The sequence below is a fragment of the Achromobacter sp. ACM05 genome, assembly GCF_019218915.1.
Lineage (GTDB): Bacteria > Pseudomonadota > Gammaproteobacteria > Burkholderiales > Burkholderiaceae_B > Achromobacter > Achromobacter animicus.
Window position 1 is genome coordinate 198,862 of sequence record NZ_JAHUWQ010000005.1, and the last position, 23,865, is coordinate 222,726.

A 23,865-nucleotide genomic window follows, 5' to 3' on the forward strand; every position below is an offset into this window, starting at 1 on the left:
TATCTTCGCGCCGGGTGTCAAAGCCCGGCGGGGCATGCGATCATTACAGAATTATTACTTGTCATAAAAAGAACGGAAAAACGCCTGGATGTCTGGACTCATTACCCTGCTTGACTTCGCCGGCTACGTGGCGCTGCTGCTTTGGGGCGTGCACATGGTGCAAACGGGCGTCCAACGCGCGTTTGGTGCGGCACTGGGCGCGGCGCTGGGGCGCGCCCTTGGCACGCGGCTGCGGGCATTCTTTGCCGGCCTGGGCATCACGGCCGCATTGCAGAGCAGCACCGCCACCGGCTTGATGATCACCGGCTTTGCCGCGGGCGGCGTCGTCGGCCTGGTGCCCGCGTTGGCGGCCATGCTGGGCGCCAACGTCGGCACCACGCTGATCGTCCAGCTGCTGTCCTTCGACCTGACCGAGCTTGCGCCGATCCTGATCCTTGCCGGCGTCTGGATGTTCCGGCGCTACCCGCCGGGCCGCACCCGCGACCTGGGCCGGGTCTTCATCGGCCTGGGCCTGTTGCTGCTGTCGCTGCACCAGCTCGTCGAACTCTTTGCCCCCTTCCAGACCGCGCCCATGCTGGGCATGGTCCTGGACGCGCTGGCGACCCAGCCCGTCGCTGCGGTGCTGCTGTCCGCGGCATTCACCTGGGCGGCGCACTCCAGCGTGGCCGTGGTGGTGCTGGTGATGTCGCTGGCCAGCCACAACATGGTGGCGCCGCACGTGGCTTTTGCGCTGGTGCTGGGCGCCAACCTGGGCACGGCAATCAACCCGATGATCGAAGGCGTGACCGGCGACGACCCCGCCGCCCGCCGCCTGCCGCTGGGCAATCTGCTGACACGGGTGCTGGGCGTGCTGGCCGGCCTGCTGCTGCTGCCGCTCCTGCAGCCCTGGATGAGCGACCTGGCGCGCGACCCCGCCCGCGCGGTCGCCAACTTCCACACCTTGTTCAATGTGGTCATTGCCCTGGCCTTCCTGCCGCTCCTGACGCCGTACGCCGCCCTCCTCACCCGCTGGCTGCCCAAACGCGCCGACCCGAACGACCCGTCGCGGCCCCAATACCTGGACGAATGGGCGCACGACGTGCCGGCCGTGGCGCTGGGCAACGCCGCGCGCGAAGCCCTGCGGATGGCAGACATGCTGCAGACGCTGCTGCTCTACGCGCGGGCGGGCTTCAAGCGCGACAACCGCCACCGCATGGTGCAGGCGCGCCAGCTCGACGGCGCGCTGGACAAGCTGGAAAACGCCATCACGACGTATCTGGCGACGCTGGACCAGGAAAACATGACCCGCGACGACATCCAGCGGCTCGACGACATCCTGGCCTTCACCAGCAACATCGGACACGCTGGCGATATCGCCCATCACGGGCTGCTCAGCCACGTTGCCAAGTTGCGTAAACAGGGATGGACGTTCTCGCCCGAGCAACGCGCCAGCCTGGACGACACGCTGGGCCAGCTCATCGCCAACCAGCGCACGGCCGCCGCCCTCTTCGTGAACGACGACCTGCGCCAGGCGCGTTCGCTGGCCGGCGAAAAGGCGCGTTTCCGCACGATCGAAACCCAGGCGGCCGACACGCACCTGCAGAAGATCAAGTCGGGCCAGGTCGACGCGGCGGAAGTCGGCGCGTTGTATCTGGACATCCTGCGGGATATGAAGGGCATCAACTCGCATCTGGTGGGCGCGGCGGCGTACCCCTTGCTGGCACGCCACGGCGAGCTCTTGCCCAGCCGTTTGCGCGAGGCGGGGAATTAATAGCCCCCACGCCGCGCGCGCTTCGCGCGCTTGCTGCCCCCCGAAGGGGCGGCCCTGCATGAAAAAGCCGACCCGCGGGTCGGCTTTCTTTTGCGAAGGTCACATCCGGTGGGCCACTTTCGTGGCTAGGCTGCGCCGCCTCACAAATACCGCTTGAACCACTCCAGCATCCGCGCCCAGCCATCCTTCGCGGCCTCCGGGTGATAACTGGCGCGGTAATCCGCCAGGAACGCATGATCGGCCTCGGGATACACCACGATATCGGACTGCTTCGCCGCAGCGTTGCCGGCGGCCAGCTTCGTCTTCATGGCTTCCACATCAGACAGCGGAATGCTGGCGTCGCGCCCGCCGTACAGGCCCAGGACGGGACCATGCAGCTCGTTTGTCACATCCAGCGCGACTCGCTTGATGAGCGGCCCGTGGCCCACGCTGAGCTTGCCGTACCAGGCCACGCCCGCCTTCACGTCGGGATTGTGCGCGGCGTACATCCACGTCAGGCGCCCGCCCCAGCAGAAACCCGTCACCGCCACCCGGCGCGGGTCCCCGCCGTTGGCGGCGGCCCAGGCGACGCTGGCGTCCAAGTCGCCAAACACCTGTTCGTCCGGGACCTTGCTGACAAGTTCGGAAATGAGCTTCGGGATGTCGGTGTAGGAGGATGCGTCGCCCTGGCGCTGATACAGATCGCAAGCGACGGCCAGATAGCCGGCCTTGGCGACCCGGCGGCAGATGTCTTTGATGTGTTCATGCACGCCAAAGATTTCCTGGATCACCAGCACGATCGGCAGATCGCGCTTGCCCTCGGGCGCCGCGTAGTAGGCATCGATGGGGCCACCCGTGACGGGCAGCTGGAAATCCCCGTGGACGAGGCCCTGCGTGTCCGTGTGTATCACGGTGGGGGCGACATTGCCTGCGGCGGTGGAAAAACTCATGGAGAACTCCTTGGTTGGGGTCGACGAAAGCCGGCCATCCCCACCGCCGTGCCAGCGCTAGTGCTGGTGGCCGTGCTCCGCATGCGGCGCGCCATGGTCATGGCCGCCATGGTCGTGCCCGTGGTGCATCAGGGTCGTCACGCTGTAGATCAGCGCCACACCCACGCCGACCAGCAGCAATTGCGGGACGGCATCGGACAGGGATACCCGCTCGTGCATCTGCGGCATCAGGTCGGCCACCGAGATGTACAGGAAGCTGCTGGCGGCAACCACCAGAATGTACGGCGTCCAGTCCTGCGCCTGCTGCAGCACGAAGTAGCCTATTATGCCGCCGACCGCTGAACACAAGCTGGTAAAGAGAATCAGCGCGAAGGCCCGGCGGCGGCGCAGGCCGGCATTGATCAGAACGACGAAGTCGCCCAGCTTGTGCGGTATCTCGTGGATGATGATCGACGCCGCGGTCAGCACCCCCAACAGCGGATCGGTGAGAAACGCCGCGGCGATCAGCACGCCATCGCACAGGTTGTGCAGCGAGCTGCCGATCAGGATGAGCATCCCGCCGCGCCCCGCCTCGTGCCGGTCGTGTCCCTTGTGGTGGTGATGGCCGTCGCCTTCGTGGTGATGGCTGTGGCGCAGCAGCGCAATCTTCTCCAGCACGAAGAACCCGATCAGCGACGCCAGCATCAGCCCGAAGAGCACATGCGCGTTGCCAACGCCGGTCTCGAACGCTTCGGGCAGCAGGTGCAGCAGCGCGACCGACAGCAGCACGCCCACCGACAGGCTCACCATGTGATGCAGGTATTTGGCAAAGACCTTGTACGCGAGCCAGCTCGCGATGAGGACAGCAATAAGGCCGCCGGTAATGGTGGCGAGCAAAACCCAGAGCAGCAACATGGAGGGGGAAAAGATCAGGCGGGGGGAAGCGCAACATTATATTGTTGCAATCCAAAAACCGGAAATGGGCCGTCCGAAGACGGCCCGGGGCGCTCTGTCCCTTTAGTGCGCCTGTTCCCAGTTCTTGCCCATGCCCACTTCCGCGACCAGCGGCACACGCAGCGTCGCCACGTTGCACATCAGGCGCGGCAGCGCCTCCTTGACCAGCTCCAGCTCCTCGTCCGGCGCTTCCATCACCAGTTCGTCGTGCACCTGCATGATCATGCGCGTCTGCAGCTTCTCGCTGTCGAGCCAGTCCTGCACCGCCACCATGGCCATCTTGATGAGGTCGGCCGCGGTGCCCTGCATGGGCGCATTGATGGCCGCCCGCTCGGCGCCCTGCCTGCGCGGCCCCGAGGCGCCGCGGATTTCCGGCAACTGCAGCCGCCGTCCAAAGACGGTTTCCACGTAGCCCTGCTCGCGCGCCAGGCGCCGCGTGTCGTCCATGTACATGGCCACGCCGGGATAGCGCGCAAAGTAGCGGTCGATGTAAGCCTGCGCGGCGTCGCGCGTGATGCCCAGGTTGGACGCCAGGCCGAACACGCCCATGCCGTAGATCAGGCCAAAGTTGATGGCCTTGGCGGCACGGCGCTGATCGGTGGTCACGGCGTCCAGCGGCACGCCGAACACTTCGGATGCGGTGGCGCGGTGGATGTCTTCGCCCGCCGCGAAGGCGCTTTGCAGATTCGCGTCGTCCGAAACGTGCGCCATGATGCGCAACTCGATCTGCGAATAGTCTGCGGACAACAGCAGGCCGCGCTCGGCAATGAACGCCTCGCGCACCCGACGCCCGGCCTCGGTGCGGACCGGAATGTTCTGCAGGTTGGGATCCGACGACGCCAGACGCCCGGTGATGACGGCGGCCTGCGAATAGTGCGTGTGCACCCGCCCGGTCGCCGGATTGATCATGCGCGGCAGCTTGTCCGTGTAGGTGGACTTCAGCTTGGACAGCCCGCGGTAGTCCAGCAACACCTGCGGCAGCGGATAGTCCAGCGCCAGCTTGCTCAGCACTTCCTCGTCCGTGGAGGGCGCGCCGCTCGCGGTCTTGCGCACCACCGGCAGCTGCATGCGGCCGAACAGGATTTCGCCAAGCTGCTTGGGGGAATTCAGGTTGAACGGCTGGCCGGCGAGTTCATAGGCCTTTTGCTCGAGCTGCAGCATCTCCTGGCCCAGCTTGTTGCTCTGGCGGCCCAGTTCCGCGGCATCGACCTTCACGCCGTTGCGTTCGATGGTGGTCAGCACGCCGGACACCTGCATTTCCAGGCGATAGATGCGTTCCAGCCCTTCGTCGGCAGCGACCATCGGACGCAGCACCTGATGCAGTTGCAGCGTGAAATCGGCGTCTTCGGCCGCGTAATGCCCGGCCTTGTCCACCGCCACTTCGTCAAACCCGATCTGCTTGGCGCCCTTGCCGCAGAGGTCCTCGTAGGACACGCCGCTGCGTCCCAGATAACGCTGCGCCAGATCGTTCAGGCCCACGCCGCGATGCGATTCCAGCACGTAGGCCTGCAGCATCGTGTCTTCAGCGGCGCCGGCCAGGCGGATGCCTTCGTTGGCGAACACGTGCGTGTCGTACTTGGCGTGGTGCAGCAGCTTGGCGCGCGCCGCGTCTTCCAGCCAGGGCTTCAAACGGGCCAGCACTTCATCCTTGGGCAACTGGACCGCACCGTCGGGACCCCGGTGCGCGACCGGGATGTAGCAGGCCACGCCGGGCGCCACCGACATCGACAAGCCCACCAGCCGGGCCTGCATCTCGTCCAGCGACGTCGTCTCGGTGTCCAGCGCAACCAGCGATGCCTGCTGCATCAGTTCCATCCAGGCGTCGAACGCGGCCCAGTCGGAAATGATGCGGTAATCCAGCGTGGCGGGCGCGGCGGGCGCCTCGTGCGCGACGCGCGCATCGCCCGTGGGCACGCGCTCGACATCACCGGTCAGGTCGCGCAGCCACGTGCGGAAGCCGTAGCGTTCGTACAGTTCGGTCAGCGTGGCGTCGTCGCGCGGGCGCGGCATCAGGTCATCCACGCTGTCGATGTGGCCGGTCAGATCGCAATCGCACTTGACCGTGAGCAGTTGGCGCGTCAGCGGGAAATTGGGGATGGCTTCGCGCAGGTTGTTGCCGGCCACGCCCTTGATGCCATAGGCGCCTTCGATCAGCTTGTCAATCGAGCCGAATTCCGTAATCCATTTGGCGGCCGTCTTGGGCCCGACCTTGGTGACGCCCGGGACGTTGTCGACCGTGTCGCCCACCAGCATCAGGTAGTCGACGATACGCTCGGGAGGCACGCCAAACTTGTTCACGACGCCGGCTTCGTCCAGGACCTCGCCGCTCATGGTGTTGACGAGCGTGACGTGGCTGTTGACCAGTTGCGCCAGGTCCTTGTCGCCCGTAGAGACGATGGTGTGAACGTCATGCTGCGCGGCACGATGTGCCAACGTGCCAATGACGTCATCCGCCTCGACGCCTTCGATCGCCAGCACAGGCCAGCCCAGAGCGCGCACCGCGCGGTGGATGGGATCGATTTGTGCTGCTAGGTCCTCAGGCATAGGGGGACGGTGCGACTTGTATTCCGGATACAGATCGTCCCGAAACGTCTTGCCGCGAGCATCGAAGATACATGCGGCATACTCTGCCTTATGGTCAGATACAAGCTTGCGCAGCATATTGACCACGCCGTAAAGCGCACCTGTCGGTTCGCCTTGCGCGTTGCGCAAATCGGGCATAGCGTGGAAAGCGCGGTACAAGTAACTTGAACCGTCGACCAGTAATAGCGTTTTTTTCATGGTTACAAAGGCAGATATGGATACACCCGCCGGCAAACAAATTCCGCTGATTATGTCAGAGATAAGGACGGCGGCAGACAAGCTCGCTCACATCGGGCCCGCAGTCAGCGTTTTCGGTAGCGCACGAGTCAGCCGTAATTCTCCGTACTATGAAACCACCATCGCGATCTCCGCGGCGCTGGCAGAAGCTGGCTTCGCAGTCATCGCGGGCGGCGGCCCCGGCATCATGGAAGCCGCCAACAAAGGTGCATTTGAAGCAGGAGGCACGAGCATCGGGTTGAACATCAGCCTGCCGCACGAAGCCCACAACAACGAATTCCAGACCATCAGCCTGTCCTTCGAGTACTTCTTCCCTCGCAAGGCAGCGTTCTTCATGCACAGCTTCGCCTACGTGGCGATGCCCGGCGGCTTTGGCACGCTGGACGAGCTCTTCGAAGCGTTGACGCTCATCCAGACGGGCAAGGTGCCGCCGGCGCCGATCGTGCTGGTCGGCAGCGAGTACTGGTCGGGACTGGCCGAATGGCTGGGCGACCAGGTGCTCGGCAACGGCATGATCGGCGCCCACGACCTGGATCTTTTCATCATCGAAGACGACCCCGTCAAGGTGGTGCGAAAGGTCGTGGAATTCCATGAACGGGTGATGTCCGCCGAACAGTACGCCCCTTCCCTGCCCGCCTGACACGGCGGCTGTGCTACGGACAGGGCGTCGCCCGCGCTTGTCCGCACGCACCGCAACCTTCAGTCAAGGCGCTGCCTACGTCATCGCCTTGACGATCGCCTCGCGCGCCAGCCCCACGAACTCGCTTTCGCCGGGGCGGGCAGCGAGCAACCTGAATTCCACCGATGGCAACGCCGGCAAGCCGGGCGCCTGCAGCCGCGCCATGCCCGCACCCAGCGCCGATTCGTTCAGGCACGCAACGCCCAATCCCGCGGCGACGGCCAACTGCAGTCCCGCGACGCCGGACGCCACGTGCGATACCGCATACGGCACGCCGCGGCGCGACAACATCCGCTCTACGTATTGGCGCAGCGCGCAGGTTTCCGGCAGCGCCAGCAACGGCAAGGGTTCGGCCAGCGGCGGCGTCACGCCCTCGGCCGCCATCCACAGCAGCGGTTCACGCCGCAGCAGCGCGCCGTCCGCCCGGCCGCGCGTCGCGCCCCGCTCCTGGATGACCATGGATATGCCGACGTCGATCTCGCCGCGCTCGTAAGCCGCTTCGATCGCGCCGCTTTTCATGATGGTGACGTGCAGCCGCACCTGCGGATACTGCTCGTTCAGGCGGCGCAGCAGACGGGCGACGTCCCCCGGCCGGAAGTAATCGGTGATGCACAGGCGCAGTTCGCCCCGAAGCGCCACGCCGCGCAGGTCGCGGTAGGCCTCGTCGCTCAGGGCCAGGATCGTGCGCGCATGCGCCAGGAGGCGCTGACCGGCCGGCGTGGCGCGCACGCCCGCTTTGCCGCGCACCAGCAACGGCTGGCCCGCCCTGTCCTCCAGCTTGCGCATCTGTTCACTGACGGACGATTGCGACAGGAACACCTTGGGCGCCGCGGCCGTCAGGCTGCCCGCGTCCAGCACCGCAACCAGCGTGCGAAGCTGGTCCAGGTCGAATCCGCTCATGATTTATCCAACGGCTAAATCGATGGATGAAATCGTAATTTCCCGCTTTTCCGATGTCAACGCGCTTTCTACACTGGCCCTGTACCTACCCAACCGGAGAGCCGTCATGCCCCACATCGTCATCCATCGTTCCGGCACAACCGATGCCGCCATTGACCAACGCATCGTCGAATCCGTCGCCGGGCTGACCCAGTCCGTGCTCGGTAAAAAGCTGCCCGTCATCGCCATCACGCTGCAGCACATTCCGCACGAACTCTGGTTCATCGGCGGGCGTCCTTTGTCCGAGCAGGGCAAAAACGCATTCCACCTGGACATCAGCGTCACGGACGAGACCAACACCAAGTCCGAGAAGGCGCGCTTCATCAAGGACGTCTATGCCGCGTTCCAGGAGATCCTGGGCGAACTGCACGAGTGCTCGTACGTCCATGTGATCGACGCGCGCGCGGCGGCCTATGGCTATGGCGGGCGAACGCAAGAGTACCGGCACCAGCACGGCGCGGTGTAGCCGGCGGCCGCAGTGGTTGCAAAAAAAAGCCGCGCACCCGAAGGTGCGCGGCTTTTCATTGATCCGGCGACAAGGCGGCGACTGCCGCCTTCAAGCTCAGACCGCGGCTTCGCGCGCGGCGCGCTTGCGCTCGTTTTCGAGCAGGTAGCGCTTGCGCAGACGGATCGACTTCGGGGTGATTTCCACCAGTTCGTCGTCGTCGATGAATTCCACGGCGTATTCCAGCGACATCTGGATCGGCGGAACCAGGCGCACGGCTTCGTCGGTGCCCGACGCGCGCACGTTGGTCAGCTGCTTGCCCTTGATCGGGTTCACGACCAGGTCGTTGTCGCGGCTGTGGATGCCGATGATCATGCCTTCGTACAGCGCATCGCCCGGGTTGACGAACATGCGGCCGCGATCCTGCAGCTTCCACAGCGCGTAAGCCACGGCGTCGCCGTTGTCCTGGCTGATCAGCACGCCGTTGCGGCGCTCGCCGATGGAGCCTTCCTTGATCGGCGCGTACTCGTGGAAGATGTGGCTCATCAGGCCCGTGCCGCGCGTCAGCGTCAGGAATTCGTTCTGGAAACCGATCAGGCCGCGGGCCGGGATCAGGTATTCCAGACGCGTACGGCCACGGCCGTCCGGCTGCATGTCCTGCAGGTCGCCCTTACGGCGGCCCAGCTCTTCCATGACGCCACCCTGGTGCGCGTCTTCGACGTCAACGGTCAGCGACTCGAACGGCTCGCACTTCACGCCGTCGATTTCCTTGAACACCACGCGCGGACGCGACACGGCCAGCTCGTAGCCTTCGCGGCGCATCGTTTCCAGCAGAATGGTCAGGTGCAGTTCGCCACGGCCCGACACTTCGAAAACCGTGTCGTCGCCCGTGTCGCGCACACGCAACGCCACGTTGGACTTCAGTTCGCGATCCAGACGGTCGCGCACCTGGCGGCTGGTCACGAACTTGCCTTCGCGGCCGGCCAGCGGCGACGTGTTCACCATGAAGTTCATGGTCAGCGTCGGTTCGTCGATGCGCAGCATCGGCAGCGGTTCCTGGTTGACCGGGTCCATCACCGTGCAACCGATGCCCAGGTCTTCAATGCCGTTGATCAGCACGATGTCGCCGGCTTCGGCTTCGTCCACCACGACGCGCTCCAGGCCATGGAACTTCAGCACCTGGTTGATGCGGCCGCGGCCGCCTTGACCATCGGGACCGAACTTGTAGGCCACTTCCATGCCCGGGCGCATACGGCCACGGTTGATGCGGCCCACGCCGATCTTGCCGACGTAGCTGTTGTAGTCCAGCGAAATGATCTGCATCTGCAGCGGGCCGTTGGGATCGTCCTCGCGCTGCGGCACGTGTTGCAGGATGGCTTCGAACAAGGGACGCATGTCGCCTTCGCGCACATCCGGCGTCAGGCCGGCGTAACCGGACAGACCCGATGCGTACACGACCGGGAAGTCCAGCTGCTCGTCGGTGGCGCCCAGCTTGTCGAACAAGTCGAACGTGGCGTTGATGACGAAATCGGTGCGGGCGCCCGGACGGTCGACCTTGTTGACCACGACGATCGGCTTCAGGCCCAGGGCCAGAGCCTTGCGGGTCACGAAAATGGTCTGGGGCATCGGGCCTTCGACCGCGTCAACCAGCAGCAGCACGCCGTCGACCATGGACAGCACGCGCTCGACTTCACCGCCGAAGTCGGCGTGGCCCGGGGTGTCGACGATGTTGATGTGGGTGCCTTCGTACTCAACGGCACAGTTCTTGGCCAGAATCGTGATGCCACGTTCCTTTTCCAGGTCGTTCGAGTCCATGACCCGTTCGGTCAGCGCCTGGTTTTCGCGGAAAGTGCCGGATTGGCGCAGCAGCTGGTCGACCAGGGTGGTTTTTCCGTGGTCAACGTGGGCGATGATGGCGACGTTGCGCAAGGCGCGAGTCATAGCGAGTCCTTTAAGGTCAGGGTGGAGGGCAGCAAGCCCTCCGGCAATTCGTTCAGTGCAAGCAATGCCTGCTTGGGGTCTGGCATGGCCTGCAAGGCTTCCAGTTCAACGGCGCGTTCCAGAGAGAAGGGCCCGACGTGCGTGCGCCGCAGCGCCGTCAGGTGGGCGAAACAGCCCAGCACGCGCCCGATGTCCTGGGCCAGTGTTCGGATGTATGTGCCTTTACTGCAAGCCACATCGATCTCTGCCTGCGTCCCGGTCAGGGACAACAGCTCGATGCGGTATATCGTGATCTTGCGCGGCGCCCGCTCCAGCTCGATGCCCGCGCGGGCGTACTCGTACAGCGGCTTGCCGTCGCGCTTGAGCGCCGAGTACATCGGCGGAATCTGCTCGATGGTGCCCGAGAAACGTGACAGTGCATCGCGCAGCGCCTGTTCCTCGACAACAAAACCGGGTTCGGCGGTCGCGGTGAGGTTGCCCGTCAGGTCGCCGGAATCGGTTTCCGATCCAAATTGCAGCGTAGCGCGATATGCCTTGTCGGCGTCAAGCATCGCGCCGGAAATTTTGGTGGCGCGGCCCATGCAGCACACCAGCAGGCCGGTGGCAAAAGGGTCCAGCGTGCCGGTATGGCCGGCCTTGGCCGCGTCCATGGCGCGTTTGGCGCGCTGCAAGGCGTGATTGCTCGACAAACCCACAGGTTTATCAAGCAACAGCACACCGTCGAGCGCAAGCCCGCGTCGTTTAGCCATCGTCGAAATCCGGAAAAAAATGAAGCAGTGACGACAGCCCGATCAGGACTTGTCTTCAGGCTCGTCGGGTACGCCCGAGTGCGGGCCGGGGCGGTTTGCGCGGTCGATGAGGATCGACATTTCGATGCCACGGGCGACTTGCTCGTCGTGGAAGAAGCGCAAAGTGGGGACGGTGTGGATGTGCAGAAGCTTGTAGAGCTGCGAATGCAGCCAGCCGGCCTTCTCGTTCAGCAAGGTGGTGGCGGCTTCGGGCTCGGCGCCCAAAACCGTGAACCACACCTTGGCATGCGCGTAGTCGGTCGACAGTTCCACACCCGAAATCGTGATCAGTCCAGCGCGTTTCGTGTCGATTTCGCGCTGGATGATCCCGGCCAGATCCTTCTGGATCTGGTCGGCCAGCCGCAGATTGCGGCCGGGAATGGCTTTGGACTTGTGACGGCTCATTAACAATGCCTGGCGCGTGCTTTACAGCGTGCGCGCAATTTCCTTGATTTCAAAGACTTCCAGCTGGTCGCCCACCTGGATGTCATTGTTGCCGCGCAGCGTCAGACCGCAATCGAAGCCCGACTTGACTTCCTTGACGTCGTCCTTGAAGCGGCGCAGCGACTCGAGGTGCCCCGTCCAGTGAACCACGTTGTTGCGCAGCAGGCGGACCTGGGAATCGCGGCGCACGATGCCGTCGAGCACCATACAACCGGCGATGTTGCCGAGGCGGGAGATGCTGTACACCTCACGGATCTCGACCAGGCCGATGATTTCTTCCTTCTTCTCGGGTGCCAGCATGCCCGACATGGCGGCCTTAACCTCATCCACGGCGTCGTAGATGATGTTGTAGTAGCGCACGTCGATGCCGTTGTTCTCGGCAAGCTTCTTGGCGCTGGCGTCGGCGCGCACGTTGAAGCCGATGACGACGGCGTGCGAGGCGATGGCCAGGTTGATGTCGGTTTCCGAGATGCCGCCGACCGCGGCGTGCACGACCTGCACACGCACTTCGTCGGTGGACAGCTTGACCAGCGACTGCACCAGGGCTTCCTGCGAACCCTGCACGTCGGTCTTGACGATGAGGGTGAGGGTCTGGGTGCCTTCGCCGAGGTTGTCGAACATCGATTCCAGCTTGGCAGCCTGTTGGCGGGCCAGCTTGACGTCGCGGAACTTGCCTTGGCGGAACAGCGCGATTTCGCGCGCCTTGCGCTCGTCGGACAGCGCCATCAGTTCGTCACCGGCGGCCGGCACTTCGGTCAGGCCCTGGATCTCAACGGGGATCGAGGGACCGGCCGTCTGGATCGGCTTGCCGTTTTCGTCGAGCATGGCGCGCACACGGCCAAAGCTTGCGCCGGCCAGCACGACGTCGCCGCGCTTGAGCGTGCCGCTTTGCACGAGAATCGTCGCGACCGGGCCACGGCCCTTGTCCAGACGGGCTTCGATGACCAGACCCTTGGCGGGTGCGTCTTCGGGCGCCTTCAGTTCCAGCACTTCGGCTTGCAGCAGCACGTTTTCGAGAAGGTCGTCGATGCCCTGGCCGGTCTTGGCGGACACGCCCACGAACGGCACGTCGCCACCGTATTCTTCCGGCACGACCTGCTCGGCAACCAGTTCCTGCTTGACGCGTTCCGGGTTGGCGGCGGGCTTGTCGATCTTGGTCACGGCCACCACGATGGGCACGCCTGCGGCCTTGGCATGGTGGATGGCTTCACGCGTCTGCGGCATCACGCCGTCGTCGGCGGCAACCACCAGAATCACGATGTCGGTCGCCTTGGCGCCGCGGGCACGCATGGCGGTAAACGCCTCGTGGCCCGGGGTGTCAAGGAAGGTCACCATGCCGCGCTCGGTGCGGACGTGGTAGGCGCCGATGTGCTGCGTAATGCCGCCGGCTTCGCCCGCGGCAACCTTGGCGCGGCGGATGTAGTCCAGCAGCGAGGTCTTGCCGTGGTCGACGTGGCCCATGACGGTCACGACCGGCGCGCGCGGCAGTTGCTCGGCTTCGGATTGGGTGGCGGATTCGTCCAGGAAGGCTTCCGGGTCGTCCAGCTTGGCGGCGATGGCCACGTGGCCCAGTTCCTCGACCACGATCATGGCCGTTTCCTGATCCAGCACCTGGTTGATGGTGACCATCTGGCCCAGCTTCATCAATTGCTTGATGACTTCGGCGGCCTTGACGGACATCTTGTGAGCCAGGTCGGCCACGCTGATTGTTTCCGGCACGTGGACTTCACGTGCGATGAATTCCTGCGGCGCCGGCTCGTTGCGGCGGTCGTTCTGCTGGTTACGGCCACCACGGCCGCCCGACTTGCCACCGCCCTTGCCACCCGCACGCCAGCCGTCACGGCTGGCCGGGGCTGCCGGCTTGTCGGCCGGCTTCTTGCGCGACGAATCATCGGACCAGGTCGAAGCGACTTCGGCGGTCTTGATGGTTTTCTTGGCGCCAGGGGCAGCCGGCTTGGCGTCCTTCTTGGCCGCGGGGGCGGCGCCGGGCTTGCCGGCAGGCTTGTGCAGCGTGCCGGAGATCGGCGCGGCGGCAGGCGCCTCGGGCTCAGGCGCGCGCAGCACCTTGCGGGGACGGTTCAGCATTTCGCGCAGCGCGGCGGCCTCGGCCTCGGCGGCGCGGCGGGCTTCGTCGCGGCCTGCGGTCGTGGCGGAAGCGGCCAGCGGCGGCGCGGCACGGCGGTTGTCGACGCGACCACCCACCTTGGGCGCAGCGGCGGGCGCGGCGGCGGCGGGCTTCACGGATTCGGGTTTCGCGGCAGGCTGCGCCTGGGCGACAGGCGCGGCGGCCTGGGAGGAAGATGTTTCGGACTTATTGGCTAGCACAGCAGGTTCCGGCTTGGCTTCTTCAGCCAGAGGCTCGGTGGTTTCAGTCTTGATTTCGGGCTTGGCCTCTTCGGCCACGGGCTCGGCAGGAGCAGGCGCCGGCGTCGGTTCGGGTTCAGGCTGAGCCTGGACTTCAGGCGCTTGGGCCTCGACGGGGGCGGGCGCTTCGGCCGCGACGGATTCGGGTGCCGCGGGCGCTTCTGCCGGGGCGGCGGCTTCGGCTGCGACGGGCTCCTGCTGCGGCGCTTCGGCCTGGGCGGGAGCTTCGGCCTCTACAGGCGCCGTTTCGCGAGCTTCTGCGGCGACAGGCGCCGCCGGAGCTGCGGGTGCAGCCGGTGCGGAAACCTGCGGAGCGGCGTCTGCCGCGACTTCTTCTTCGGGACGGGCCGAGGCGGCCTGTTCGGCGGCGAGTTCGGACGGGTCGCGCTTGACGAAGACGCGCTTCTTACGCACTTCGACCTGGATCGTGCGCGAACGCCCGGTGGCGTCGGCTTGCCGGATCTCGGAAGTCTGGCGGCGCGTCAGCGTGATCTTCTTGCCTTCGGTTGCGCCGTGTGCGCGACGCAGCGATTCGAGCAATTTCGCCTTGTCGCTGTCGGTGACGGAGTCGTCGACCGATTTGAGGTCAACGCCAGCCGAACGCAGCTGATCCAGCAGCACGTTGGCAGGCATTTTCAGCTCGGTAGCGAACTGGGCGACGGTATTACTCGACATTAGGCTCTCTCTTCCCTATAGGCAGCTATTACAAACAACGTGAACTTGCGGTGGATGAAGCGGCTGCAGCGCCCACCGCAGACCCGTGTCCTTTTGGTTATTCTTCGTCGAACCAATGGGCGCGGGCACGCATGATGAGATCGCTGGCTTCCTGTTCGGTCAGACCGGCGATTTCCGCCAGTTCGTCCGTTGCCAATTCGGCCAGATCATCACGCGTATGCACTTGACGCTCGGCCAGCTTGGCGGCCAGTTCCGGCGTCATGCCTTCGAGTTCAAGCAAATCCTGTGCGGTCTCAAGGCGCTCTTCCTGGGCGATTGCCTCGGTCAGCAGCGCATTGCGGGCACGGGCGCGCAACTCGTTGATGGTGTCTTCGTCAAACGCCTCGATTTCCAGCAGTTCCTGCATGGGAACGTAGGCGATTTCCTCGATACCGGTAAATCCTTCGTCGATCAGGATGTCAGCGACTTCCTCGTCGACGTCCAGCTTGCTCATGAACGTGGTGCGCAGACCCGAACGCTCGACTTCCTGGCGGTTCAGGCTTTCTTCCGGCGTCATGATGTTGATCTGCCAGCCGGTCAGTTCGGACGCCAGGCGCACGTTCTGGCCCTTGGCGCCGATGGCCTTCGGCAGGTTTTCCTCGTCCACCACGACGTCCATCGCATGCTTGTCTTCATCGACAACGATGGATTCGACGTTGGCCGGCGCCAGCGCGCCGATGACGAACTGCGCGGGGTCTTCGGACCACAGCACGATGTCGACCTGCTCGCCGCCGAGTTCGTTGCGCACGGCGGTCACGCGCGAACCGCGCATGCCCACACACGTCCCGATGGGATCGATACGCTTATCGTATGCCACGACGGCGATCTTCGCACGCACGCCGGCATCGCGGGCGGCAGCCTTGATCTCGAGCAGACCCTGCTCGATTTCGGGCACTTCATTCTCGAACAGCTGGCGGATGAACTCGGGCGACGTGCGCGACAGGATCACTTGCTGGCCACGCGCGGCGTGGTCAACACGCAACACGAAGGCACGGACGCGGTCGGCAACCCGGAGGTTTTCCTTGGGGATCATTTCGGAGCGCGGCAGGCGCGCTTCGATCTTGCCGGTTTCGACGATGGCGTCGCCCTTGTCCATGCGCTTGATCGTTCCGGACACGATGGTTTCACCACGGTCCAGGAAGTCGTTCAGCACCTGTTCGCGTTCGGCGTCGCGGATCTTTTGCAGGATGGCCTGCTTGGCCGCCTGGGCGCCGATACGGCCGAACTCGATGGGTTCGAGGGGCTCTTCGATGTACTCGCCTTCCTTGATGCCGGGGACGATTTCCTCGGCATCCGACAGCATTTCCTGCTTGTCGGGTTCTTGCAGACCGGCCTCGTCGGGCACGACCAGCCAGCGGCGGAAGCCTTCGTGGTCTCCCGTTTCCCTATCGATGGAAACACGAATGTCCGCATCATCCTTGAAGCGCTTTTTCATGGCCGAGGCCAGCGCACTTTCGAGAGCGCCGAACACGACGTCACGCGTGACGTTTTTTTCACGCGCCAAGGCATCGACCAACAGAAGAATTTCGCGACTCATCGCTTTTTGCCCTTGAAATCCAGAACGGGATCCAGTTTTGCACGCTCGATATCTTCGACCGTGAAATTCAACACCTGGACTTCGTTCTTTTTTGCCTCAAATTCGAGACCGAACACGGTCTTGTGCATCACAGCAGTTGCGTCGGCTGCGGCCTCGTCTTCCGGCACGGTCAACGTGCCCGAGAAGACCTTGCGGCCGTCCAATGCCTCACGCAGCTTGATTTCGATGCGCTCGCCTGCGAAACGGCGGAACTCGGCCTCGGTGCGCAGCGGCCGGTCAACACCCGGCGAACCCACTTCGAGGCGCTTGTAGTCGATGTTCTCGACCTCATAGACCCGCGACAATTGGCGGGACACCTGCTCGCAGTCTTCGATGCGCACACCGCCGACCCGATCGATCGTGACGCGCAAAAGGCCCAGGGCGGCACGTTCCACGTCGACAAGTTCGACGTCCATGCCGGCCAGAGCCTCTTCGGTCAATGCGAATAAATCAGCCATATACTCAAAAAAAATGGGCTGTACGCCCAGCCCACCGATATTGCACAGAGCCCAGCCGCTTCCCTACTACACGTAAGGAGCAATGCTGGGCAGTGCCCTATATTGCGACCTAATTTTTGGCTTGCGCCGCCCTGATTTCCCGATCCGGTGCCGAACCCGGCTTTCGACGGACTTGGCTGGGTACTCAGGCGCCTGTGCGCCTTCCGCGAAAAGCGGCACGCGCCAAGGAGATTGCTGCAAACAGCGCCCGGCAACACGCCAGCCAGCAACACGCCAGCACAAGGCCGTACGCCCGATCGGCCCAAATGCAGCCAACAAGCATGCAGCCGACGTGCTTTTTGCGGTAAAGCGCACTTAAAGAATCCAGTGCTTCCAGCAAAAAGCCATGACGCGAAGCCATGAAAACCATTGATTTTACCAGATAAACGGGAAAATCGCCTGATTCGTCACGGGCTTACGTTTATATGGGACGGATGCGGGGCGGCGGCGCAGTCTGCGGGCCGCCCTGCGGGGATCAGCGACCCTGACGTCCCCGGCCACCGCCCATGACGCCCAGCCGCGATTCGTGAGCCGAAGCGCTGCGGGGTTGCCAATCGTCGCCACGCTGGCCGCCGTCGGCGCGGGGACCGCCACTACGCGGCGCACGCGGCTTGCCACCGGCGCCCGGACCCTTGTTGTTGCCGCCGGTGCGCGCGCCTTCGGCCTTGTTGCCGCCGCGACCGCCCGCGGCGGGCTTGCCGCCACGACCCGGATTGCCGCTACGCGCGCCTGCCGGTTTGCCGCCAGCCGGCTTGCCGCCGCCAGGCTTGCCACCGGACTTACCGCCAGGACGGCGGCCAGCGCCAGCCGGCGCATCGCCCATGCCGCCCGCTGCCGGATTGCCGGCCACCGGACTGCCGGCCACCGGGCTGCTTGCCATCGGATTGCCGGCCGCGGCGTTCGCTGCGGCGCGGGGACCGCGTGCGTTGCCGCCCGCGCGCCCACCCGGCTTGCCGCCGGCCTTGCCGCCCTGCTTGCCACCGGACTTGCCGGCGCCCGCGGAGCGCGGACCCGATTTGCCCTTGCGATTGCCCAGGCCGGGTTCGCCCGAGAGCGGGTGGCCGTTGGCGTAACCACCGGCGATCATGAGGCCGGTGCCGAAAGGATCAGAAGGACACGCCGCAGCCTGCCCTGCACTGCCCAGGCCGCCGCCCTGCAACTTGCCACGGCGGCCGATGCGGGCGCCGTTCATGCCGTTGCGGTCGAGCGTGCCGAATCCGGGAGGCAAGGCGCTGTCGTGCGATTGCGGCTGCTTGGAGCGGCGACGGTTGCCCGACGAATCGTCGTCATCGCGCAACAGTCCCAACTGGACCATCAGCGCGGTCACCAGCGAAGCGTCCAGTTCGTCCCAGCGGCCACGGCGCAGCGTGCGCGGCAGCACGACATCGCCGAAGCGCGTGCGGATCAGGCGGCTGACAGTGACGCCGACCGCTTCAAACATGCGGCGGACTTCGCGGTTACGGCCTTCCTGCAGCGTGACACGGTACCAGCGGTTGCTGCCGTCGCCGCCCAGGTAGTCCAGCGCGCCGAACGCGGCCAAGCCGTCTTCGAGTTCGATGCCGTCGACCAGCGACTGGCGCTGCGCCTCGTCCATTTCGCCCAGGACACGAACGGCGTACTCGCGTTCCGTGCCATAGCGGGGGTGCATGATCCGGTTGGCCATGTCGCCCGACGTCGTGAAAATCAGCAGGCCTTCGGTGTTCAGGTCAAGGCGGCCCACCGAGAGCCACTTGCCGGTACGCAGCTTGGGCAGCCGGGCAAACACGCTGGCGCGGCCACCGGGGTCGTCGTGGCTGACGATCTCGCCGGCGGGCTTGTGATACAGGATCACGCGCGGCGGCTTTTTCGTGTTGGTGCGCATGATGGGCTTGCCATTGACACGCACCTGATCGTTGGGCCCCACGCGCTGACCGATATGCGCCGGTTCGCCGTTAACGGACACCCGGCCCGCGACGATCAGCTCTTCCATTTCGCGGCGCGACCCGATGCCTGCGTCGGCCAGCACCTTGTGCAGCTTGGGCATGACCACTTCGCTGTTCAGGTACTTGCCCAGACGCTGCTCCATGCGGTCAGCCGTATCCAGGTAGGACAGCGCCTGCTCGGCTTCCTGCTCGCCACCCCGGGAGTCCACGGACTCGACCGGTGCGGCGGGCGCAGTGGCCTGCCCTTCGGCGGCGGGCGCCTGTTCGGCGGCAGCGTCGCCGCGGCGGCGGCGGAACGGGGTCCTCAGCTTGCGGCCGCGGCTGCGGGCGCCGGCTTCGCCCTCGGCGGCCGGTTCGCGCGCGGCGGAGGATTCCGGCTGCGCGCCGGCAGCGGCGTCATCCGAACGGGGGGTGTCGTCCTGCATTGCTGTATTCGTTGTCACTGGGACAGCTCCGAATTTCAAACTTGGGTAGGCCTGCCGGGAGCAGGCTCGTCATCATCTGGGGACGCCGAATCCGGTTCAGACCCGGACCGGTCGGGGTCCGCCTGTTCCGAAGCCGCGGCGGCAGCATCGGGTTCGGACTGAACAGCCTCGTCAAGACCGTAAACGGGCTCACGCCTGGCGTCGCCAGGGGCCTCGGCATCGGTCTTGTCAGTCGGGTCAGTCGGTTCCGCGTGTTTTGCGTTCTCGACTCTTTCCTTTGCAGCACCGGCCTCGGAGGCATCGGCGGCCATATCGGAAATGTCGTTGCCAGCTCTGTCGTCGGGAAGATCGGACGAGAGCGGCGTATTGGACAAGCCTTCGGCTTGCTCCCGGACGATGGATTCGTCGGCGGGATCCGCGCCTTCTTCTGTGCGCGAAAGCTGGGATTCTACGCTATCGATGGCCGCTATGGGGACATCGTCTTCCGAAACAGACAATTCCGCAACGGGGAAAATCTCGGAGGATTCGGCATCAGGATCGGCAGCAGGCGGGTTTTCGCCTTCTTGCGACGCTTGTTGCGGGGCGTCCGCCCCCTGCTGGACGATGCCGTCCGCCCCGGATTCAGCCGCTTGCGCGCCATCTTCCGCCGGCGCCGCGTCCGCACCACCCTCGCCATCAGCCGGCTCCGGCGACGCGTCCGCACCGCCCTCGCCATCAGCCGGTTCCGGCGTCTCGCCCAGCACCTGCTGCACTTCGCCCAGATCCAGCCCGGCGAGCGCGGCGGCAGCGTGCGCGGTTTCCAGCGGCGGCAGCTCGTCCAGCGCACGCAGCCCCAGATCGTCAAGGAACTGGCGCGTAGTGCCGAACAGCGCGGGACGACCCGGCGCGTCGCGGTGGCCAATGACTTCGATCCAGCCGCGGTCCTCGAGGGCCTTCACGATCTGCGACGAAACCGTCACGCCGCGGATATCTTCGATGTCGCCGCGCGTCACGGGCTGGCGCCAGGCGACGATAGCAAGCGTTTCCATCACGGCGCGCGAATACTTGGGCGGCTTTTCAGGGCTGAGGCGCTCAAGGTAGCGCTGCATGCTGGGGCGGCTCTGGAAACGCCAGCCGGAGGCGAGCTGTACAAGCTCCAGCCCGCCGTCGGCCCAGTTGCCTTGCAAGGTCTCCAGAAGCCGGCGCACCGTGCTGCTGTCGAATTGTTCATCATCCCCGAACAGCTTGCGCATATCGGAAATCTGCATCGGCTGAACCGCGCACAGCAGCGCGGTTTCCAGCACGAGTATTGCCTCGCTATCGTTCATCGACATCCAAATTCAAAAATGGGCTAACTTGCGCTTGGTTGGAAATAAGGTTAATATTCTTTTCTCAGACGCGGGGTGGAGCAGTCTGGCAGCTCGTCGGGCTCATAACCCGAAGGTCGTAGGTTCAAATCCTGCCCCCGCAACCAATTTGATGAAGGCCTGGCATTCGCCGGGCCTTTTTCATTTGCGGCGCCGGATTCAAAATAAATAATCGAGCGGTCGGCGTGGCAATTCAAACCCGCGTGGCACTTCGAACCCGTGCCGCGATTCAATCGCGCACCGCAACTCAAACCAACGACGTGATTCGTTTCGACGCCACCGGCAGCGGTGCCGCGGAATCCAAATCCACGCATCTCGGCGCGGCCACCCGCGGATCTCCCAACGCGACGCTCGCCCGCAAACGACCGAGCCGCCGCAAAAGCGGCGACGCAACAGTCAATGTTGGCTTGCGAAATTGTCACTGGGTTCCTGTTTACCGCCTCGCCCACACCTCATGGCGCTGCCCTGCGCTAAAACCACCACGCCGGCGCCCGTAAGGCGGAATGCCTGCCGCGGCTGCGCGGCTGCGGCAATACGTCTGAGCAAATTCTGGAAAAGCTGGCACCAGCAACGCTGACGCCTATCGCCAATATGGCCGCGGAACGCGCCGGAACCTCCGGCACCAACCCTTTCCGCGAAGATTGATAGCAAAGACTAGAACCGACGGGCATCGGCCATTGCCGTGCGGCGGAAACGCCGCTGCCAGACCGGCTCGCCCCCTTGCGCAAACCGAGCCGGGCTCTGGATTGCGCCGGCCTGCCACCAGGCCGGAACGATTGTTAGGTATTTTTTGGGTTAAAAGCTGGCAAATTATACCGCCATCTATTCAGGCCTCAAGCTGCGGCGTACCCGTTATCGGCCCGCCAACCCGCCGCGCCGGCCTACCCCTCACCCGTCCGCCACTCAGCCCGCCGGCTTGTCCCACGGCGCCGACCCCAGCCGCTCGGCCAGATAATCCATCATCGAACGCAAAATCAGGGGCATCTGCCGGCGCGAGGCGTACACGCCATAAATGCCTAGCTCCTGGGGTTTGCATTGGGGCAGGATGACCTGCAGCTTGCCCGACGCGATGTATTCAGCCGCATAGTACGTGGGCAACATCGCGACACCCGCCCCTTCCACGGCGGCACTGCACAACACCGAGACTTCGTTGGCACTGATGCTTCCGCCCACCGGCACGTCGACCGGCTCGCCATCGCGCTCGAAACGCCACAGACTCTTGCCGAAATACGAATGGGTCAGGCAGTTGCGCAACGACAGATCCTCGACGCGCGCAGGCACGCCTTCGCGCGCGAGATATTCCGGAGACGCGCAGACCACCGATCGGCACACCGCCAGCTTGCGCGCAATCAGATTGGGATCCAGATCATTGGTGATGCGCACCGCGAGGTCGACCCGCTCTTCCACCAGATTGACCGCGCGCTCGACCAGCATCAGATCCACGGACGTTCCGGGGTGGCGTTTGACGTAGTCGGTGACGGCCGGCGCCAGATGGCGGGCGCCAAACGACATGCTCGTCGTGATGCGCAGCAGGCCGCGCGGCGTATCCTCGGGTGTGGCGACGGCGCTGTGCAGATCGCCGACCATATCCAGCATCTGGCGGCAGCGCGGCAGGGTTTCGGCGCCAGCCGGCGTGAGGCTCAGGCGCCGCGTCGTGCGATGCAGCAGGCGCACCCCAACCCATTGCTCCATCTCGGCCAGGTATCGCGACACCATGGCGCGAGACATGTCCAGATGCACGGCGGCCGCCGACAGGCTGCCCCGATCGGCAACCTCAACGAACACCTGCATGGCTTTCAGTCGATCCATCACTGTCTCGGCAAGTGCATCAGACCGTACCGGTTATACCGTATTTCCGTGCAGCATCCGCAACGGAATATCGATCAATGAAACGGGGTCCTTCGGCGCAATCACGCGGACGATTGGCCCAAAGCGTGACGCACAGCGGCAGCCACCTCCGGCACGGCCAAGCCGCGAACGATGAACACCAGCCGCGAGACGCGCACATCATCCGGCCATTCGTTCAAGGACTGCAACGGATACAACTCGCCATGCACGCCATGCACTTCACACGGACTTGATTCACCGGCGAAACAGACGATGCCTTTCATCCGGAGCACGCCCGGCCCGTAGCGCTCCTGGATACGCGCGACGCCTGCCAGAAACGCCGCTCGGCTCATCGGCGTTTCCAGCGTGAGCGAAAAACTGCTTACGTCCGCATGCCGTACCGCGGCCGACGACGAAAATGCGCCAAGCCACTTTGCCGTGACCTTTCCATCGCGACGAGCAAGCAGGTCCGGCCCTTGGAGCAAGCCAACGGCCAACGGGGCATCCGGGCGTTGCACGTAGTGCCGCGCGCCAGGATTGATGGCCTCGATCGCCAGTTCGACTTCGTGCAGTTGCGCCGCATCGACAAGATCGGATTTGCTGATTACGACGGTATCAGCAAGCGCAAGCTGCCGGGCCGCCTCGGGCTGCGCGCGCAGCTGTTCCGCGCCGTGCGCAGCCGACACCACGACGATTGCGCCGCGATACGCGTAGCGCTCGGCCAGAAAGCGTTCGTGCTTCAGTGTGAAGAGGATGGGCGCCGGATCGGCAAGACCGCTAGTCTCGATGATGACGCGCCGGAACGGCTTGATCTTGCGCGCGAGCGCCTGCATGAAGAGATCACGCAAGGTGTCGACCACCGAACCGCTGACCACGCAGCACAGGCACCCACCCTCGACCAGCACGACCTTGTCCGGCGCCAGACGCACCAGATGATGGTCCACGCCGATATCGCCATATTCATTGACGATGACCACCGCGTCGGCGTACTCAGGCGCTTGCAGCAGCCGGTTCAAGAGCGACGTCTTGCCGCTGCCCAGAAAGCCCGAGATGACGGTGACACCGATGCGCTTGTCTTGCACCGGCCGGTCGCCCTGCCCGCCTTGATCGCGGCCGCGCTTGTCGTCATTCATGCCGATCGCCTTAGTTGTCGATGCGCACTTGGTAAATACCCATGCTGTGGACCTACACGCACAGAGACGCGAACACCACCGCAAAAACCAAAAGGGCCACTCACTTGCGTGAGCGGCCCAAAATTCTTTTGGCTCCCCGAGCTGGGCTCGAACCAGCGACCTGCGGATTAACAGTCCGTCGCTCTACCGACTGAGCTATCGGGGATCTGCCAAGACCGAAATTATGAACTAAAAATTCGGCGCATGCAAATCTCGTTTTTTTCTGAATTTTTTGCGCTTCTAGTTGCCCATCGCGAAAAAACTCTGATATAGTTTCGGTCTTTCCAGATCGGGCCCTAAAAAAGCCGACGAACTGGAAGAAAAAAGATGTTTTGCTAGCGCTTTCCGGCTTGG

The 23,865-nt window shown here is 64.5% G+C and carries 17 protein-coding genes and 2 tRNA genes; 4 read left to right on the top strand and 15 right to left on the bottom strand.

The annotated features are described in order from the left end of the window. Positions 1–88 precede the first annotated feature (88 nt). Positions 89–1,750, top strand: coding sequence for a Na/Pi cotransporter family protein (locus KW836_RS25660; RefSeq protein ID WP_175124680.1), 1,662 nt, complete (start codon positions 89–91; stop codon positions 1,748–1,750). Between the two features lie 140 nt (positions 1,751–1,890). On the opposite strand, the gene KW836_RS25665 is transcribed toward KW836_RS25660, so the two are convergent. The 3 genes from KW836_RS25665 to polA form a co-directional block, all read right to left on the bottom strand. Further along, the gene (locus KW836_RS25665) at positions 1,891–2,679 is read right to left on the bottom strand and encodes a dienelactone hydrolase family protein (protein WP_175124681.1); all 789 of its coding nucleotides are present in this window, start codon (positions 2,677–2,679) and stop codon (positions 1,891–1,893) included. A 57-nt stretch (positions 2,680–2,736) separates the two neighbouring features. Beyond that, positions 2,737–3,573 carry a ZIP family metal transporter gene (locus tag KW836_RS25670; protein WP_175124682.1) on the bottom strand — a complete coding sequence of 279 codons (837 nt, stop codon included), beginning with the start codon at positions 3,571–3,573 and terminating at the stop codon, positions 2,737–2,739. 102 nt (positions 3,574–3,675) lie between these two features. After that, on the bottom strand, positions 3,676–6,393 hold the full coding sequence (polA, locus tag KW836_RS25675; RefSeq protein WP_218345117.1) for a DNA polymerase I: 2,718 nt from the start codon (positions 6,391–6,393) through the stop codon (positions 3,676–3,678). A gap of 52 nt (positions 6,394–6,445) precedes the next feature. Between polA and KW836_RS25680 the strand changes: the two genes are divergently transcribed. Continuing rightward, a complete protein-coding gene (locus KW836_RS25680; protein ID WP_175124732.1) occupies positions 6,446–7,072 on the top strand; it encodes a TIGR00730 family Rossman fold protein in 627 nt (208 codons plus the stop codon). Positions 7,073–7,147: 75 nt separating this feature from the next. Here KW836_RS25680 and KW836_RS25685 read toward each other — a convergent pair whose 3' ends face one another. Further along, positions 7,148–8,011 (bottom strand): LysR family transcriptional regulator, encoded by an 864-nt coding sequence (locus KW836_RS25685; protein WP_175137495.1) that lies wholly within the window; start codon positions 8,009–8,011, stop codon positions 7,148–7,150. Between the two features lie 106 nt (positions 8,012–8,117). Between KW836_RS25685 and KW836_RS25690 the strand changes: the two genes are divergently transcribed. Next, the gene (locus KW836_RS25690) at positions 8,118–8,516 is read left to right on the top strand and encodes a 4-oxalocrotonate tautomerase (protein ID WP_175124685.1); all 399 of its coding nucleotides are present in this window, start codon (positions 8,118–8,120) and stop codon (positions 8,514–8,516) included. Positions 8,517–8,612: 96 nt separating this feature from the next. On the opposite strand, the gene typA is transcribed toward KW836_RS25690, so the two are convergent. The 8 genes from typA to scpB form a co-directional block, all read right to left on the bottom strand. Further along, positions 8,613–10,436 (bottom strand): translational GTPase TypA, encoded by a 1,824-nt coding sequence (typA, locus tag KW836_RS25695; protein WP_175124686.1) that lies wholly within the window; start codon positions 10,434–10,436, stop codon positions 8,613–8,615. Beyond that, on the bottom strand, positions 10,433–11,185 hold the full coding sequence (truB, locus tag KW836_RS25700) for a tRNA pseudouridine(55) synthase TruB (protein WP_218345118.1): 753 nt from the start codon (positions 11,183–11,185) through the stop codon (positions 10,433–10,435). The genes typA and truB overlap by 4 nt, the downstream gene beginning before the upstream one ends. 42 nt (positions 11,186–11,227) lie before the next feature. After that, positions 11,228–11,629, bottom strand: coding sequence for a 30S ribosome-binding factor RbfA (gene rbfA, locus KW836_RS25705; protein WP_175124688.1), 402 nt, complete (start codon positions 11,627–11,629; stop codon positions 11,228–11,230). 21 nt (positions 11,630–11,650) lie between these two features. After that, positions 11,651–14,707, bottom strand: a complete 3,057-nt coding sequence (gene infB, locus KW836_RS25710; protein ID WP_218345119.1) for a translation initiation factor IF-2 — start codon at positions 14,705–14,707, stop codon at positions 11,651–11,653. Positions 14,708–14,804: 97 nt separating this feature from the next. Next, entirely contained in the window at positions 14,805–16,283 is a 1,479-nt protein-coding gene (gene nusA, locus KW836_RS25715; RefSeq protein ID WP_056322387.1) for a transcription termination factor NusA, read from the bottom strand. After that, the gene (gene rimP, locus KW836_RS25720; protein ID WP_218345120.1) at positions 16,280–16,780 is read right to left on the bottom strand and encodes a ribosome maturation factor RimP; all 501 of its coding nucleotides are present in this window, start codon (positions 16,778–16,780) and stop codon (positions 16,280–16,282) included. Before rimP ends, nusA begins: the two co-directional genes overlap by 4 nt. A gap of 514 nt (positions 16,781–17,294) precedes the next feature. After that, positions 17,295–19,166, bottom strand: a complete 1,872-nt coding sequence (gene rluB / locus KW836_RS25725) for a 23S rRNA pseudouridine(2605) synthase RluB (protein WP_218345121.1) — start codon at positions 19,164–19,166, stop codon at positions 17,295–17,297. 35 nt (positions 19,167–19,201) lie between these two features. Then, entirely contained in the window at positions 19,202–20,479 is a 1,278-nt protein-coding gene (gene scpB, locus KW836_RS25730; protein ID WP_218345122.1) for an SMC-Scp complex subunit ScpB, read from the bottom strand. 63 nt (positions 20,480–20,542) lie between these two features. Here scpB and KW836_RS25735 point away from each other — a divergent pair. Further along, positions 20,543–20,619, top strand: a tRNA-Met gene (locus tag KW836_RS25735). A 796-nt stretch (positions 20,620–21,415) separates the two neighbouring features. Here KW836_RS25735 and KW836_RS25740 read toward each other — a convergent pair. From KW836_RS25740 to KW836_RS25750, 3 genes are all read right to left on the bottom strand, one after another. Then, on the bottom strand, positions 21,416–22,321 hold the full coding sequence (locus KW836_RS25740) for a LysR family transcriptional regulator (RefSeq protein WP_218345123.1): 906 nt from the start codon (positions 22,319–22,321) through the stop codon (positions 21,416–21,418). A gap of 101 nt (positions 22,322–22,422) precedes the next feature. Beyond that, entirely contained in the window at positions 22,423–23,472 is a 1,050-nt protein-coding gene (locus tag KW836_RS25745) for a GTP-binding protein (protein ID WP_218345124.1), read from the bottom strand. Between the two features lie 129 nt (positions 23,473–23,601). Beyond that, positions 23,602–23,677, bottom strand: a tRNA-Asn gene (locus KW836_RS25750). Positions 23,678–23,865 lie beyond the last annotated feature (188 nt).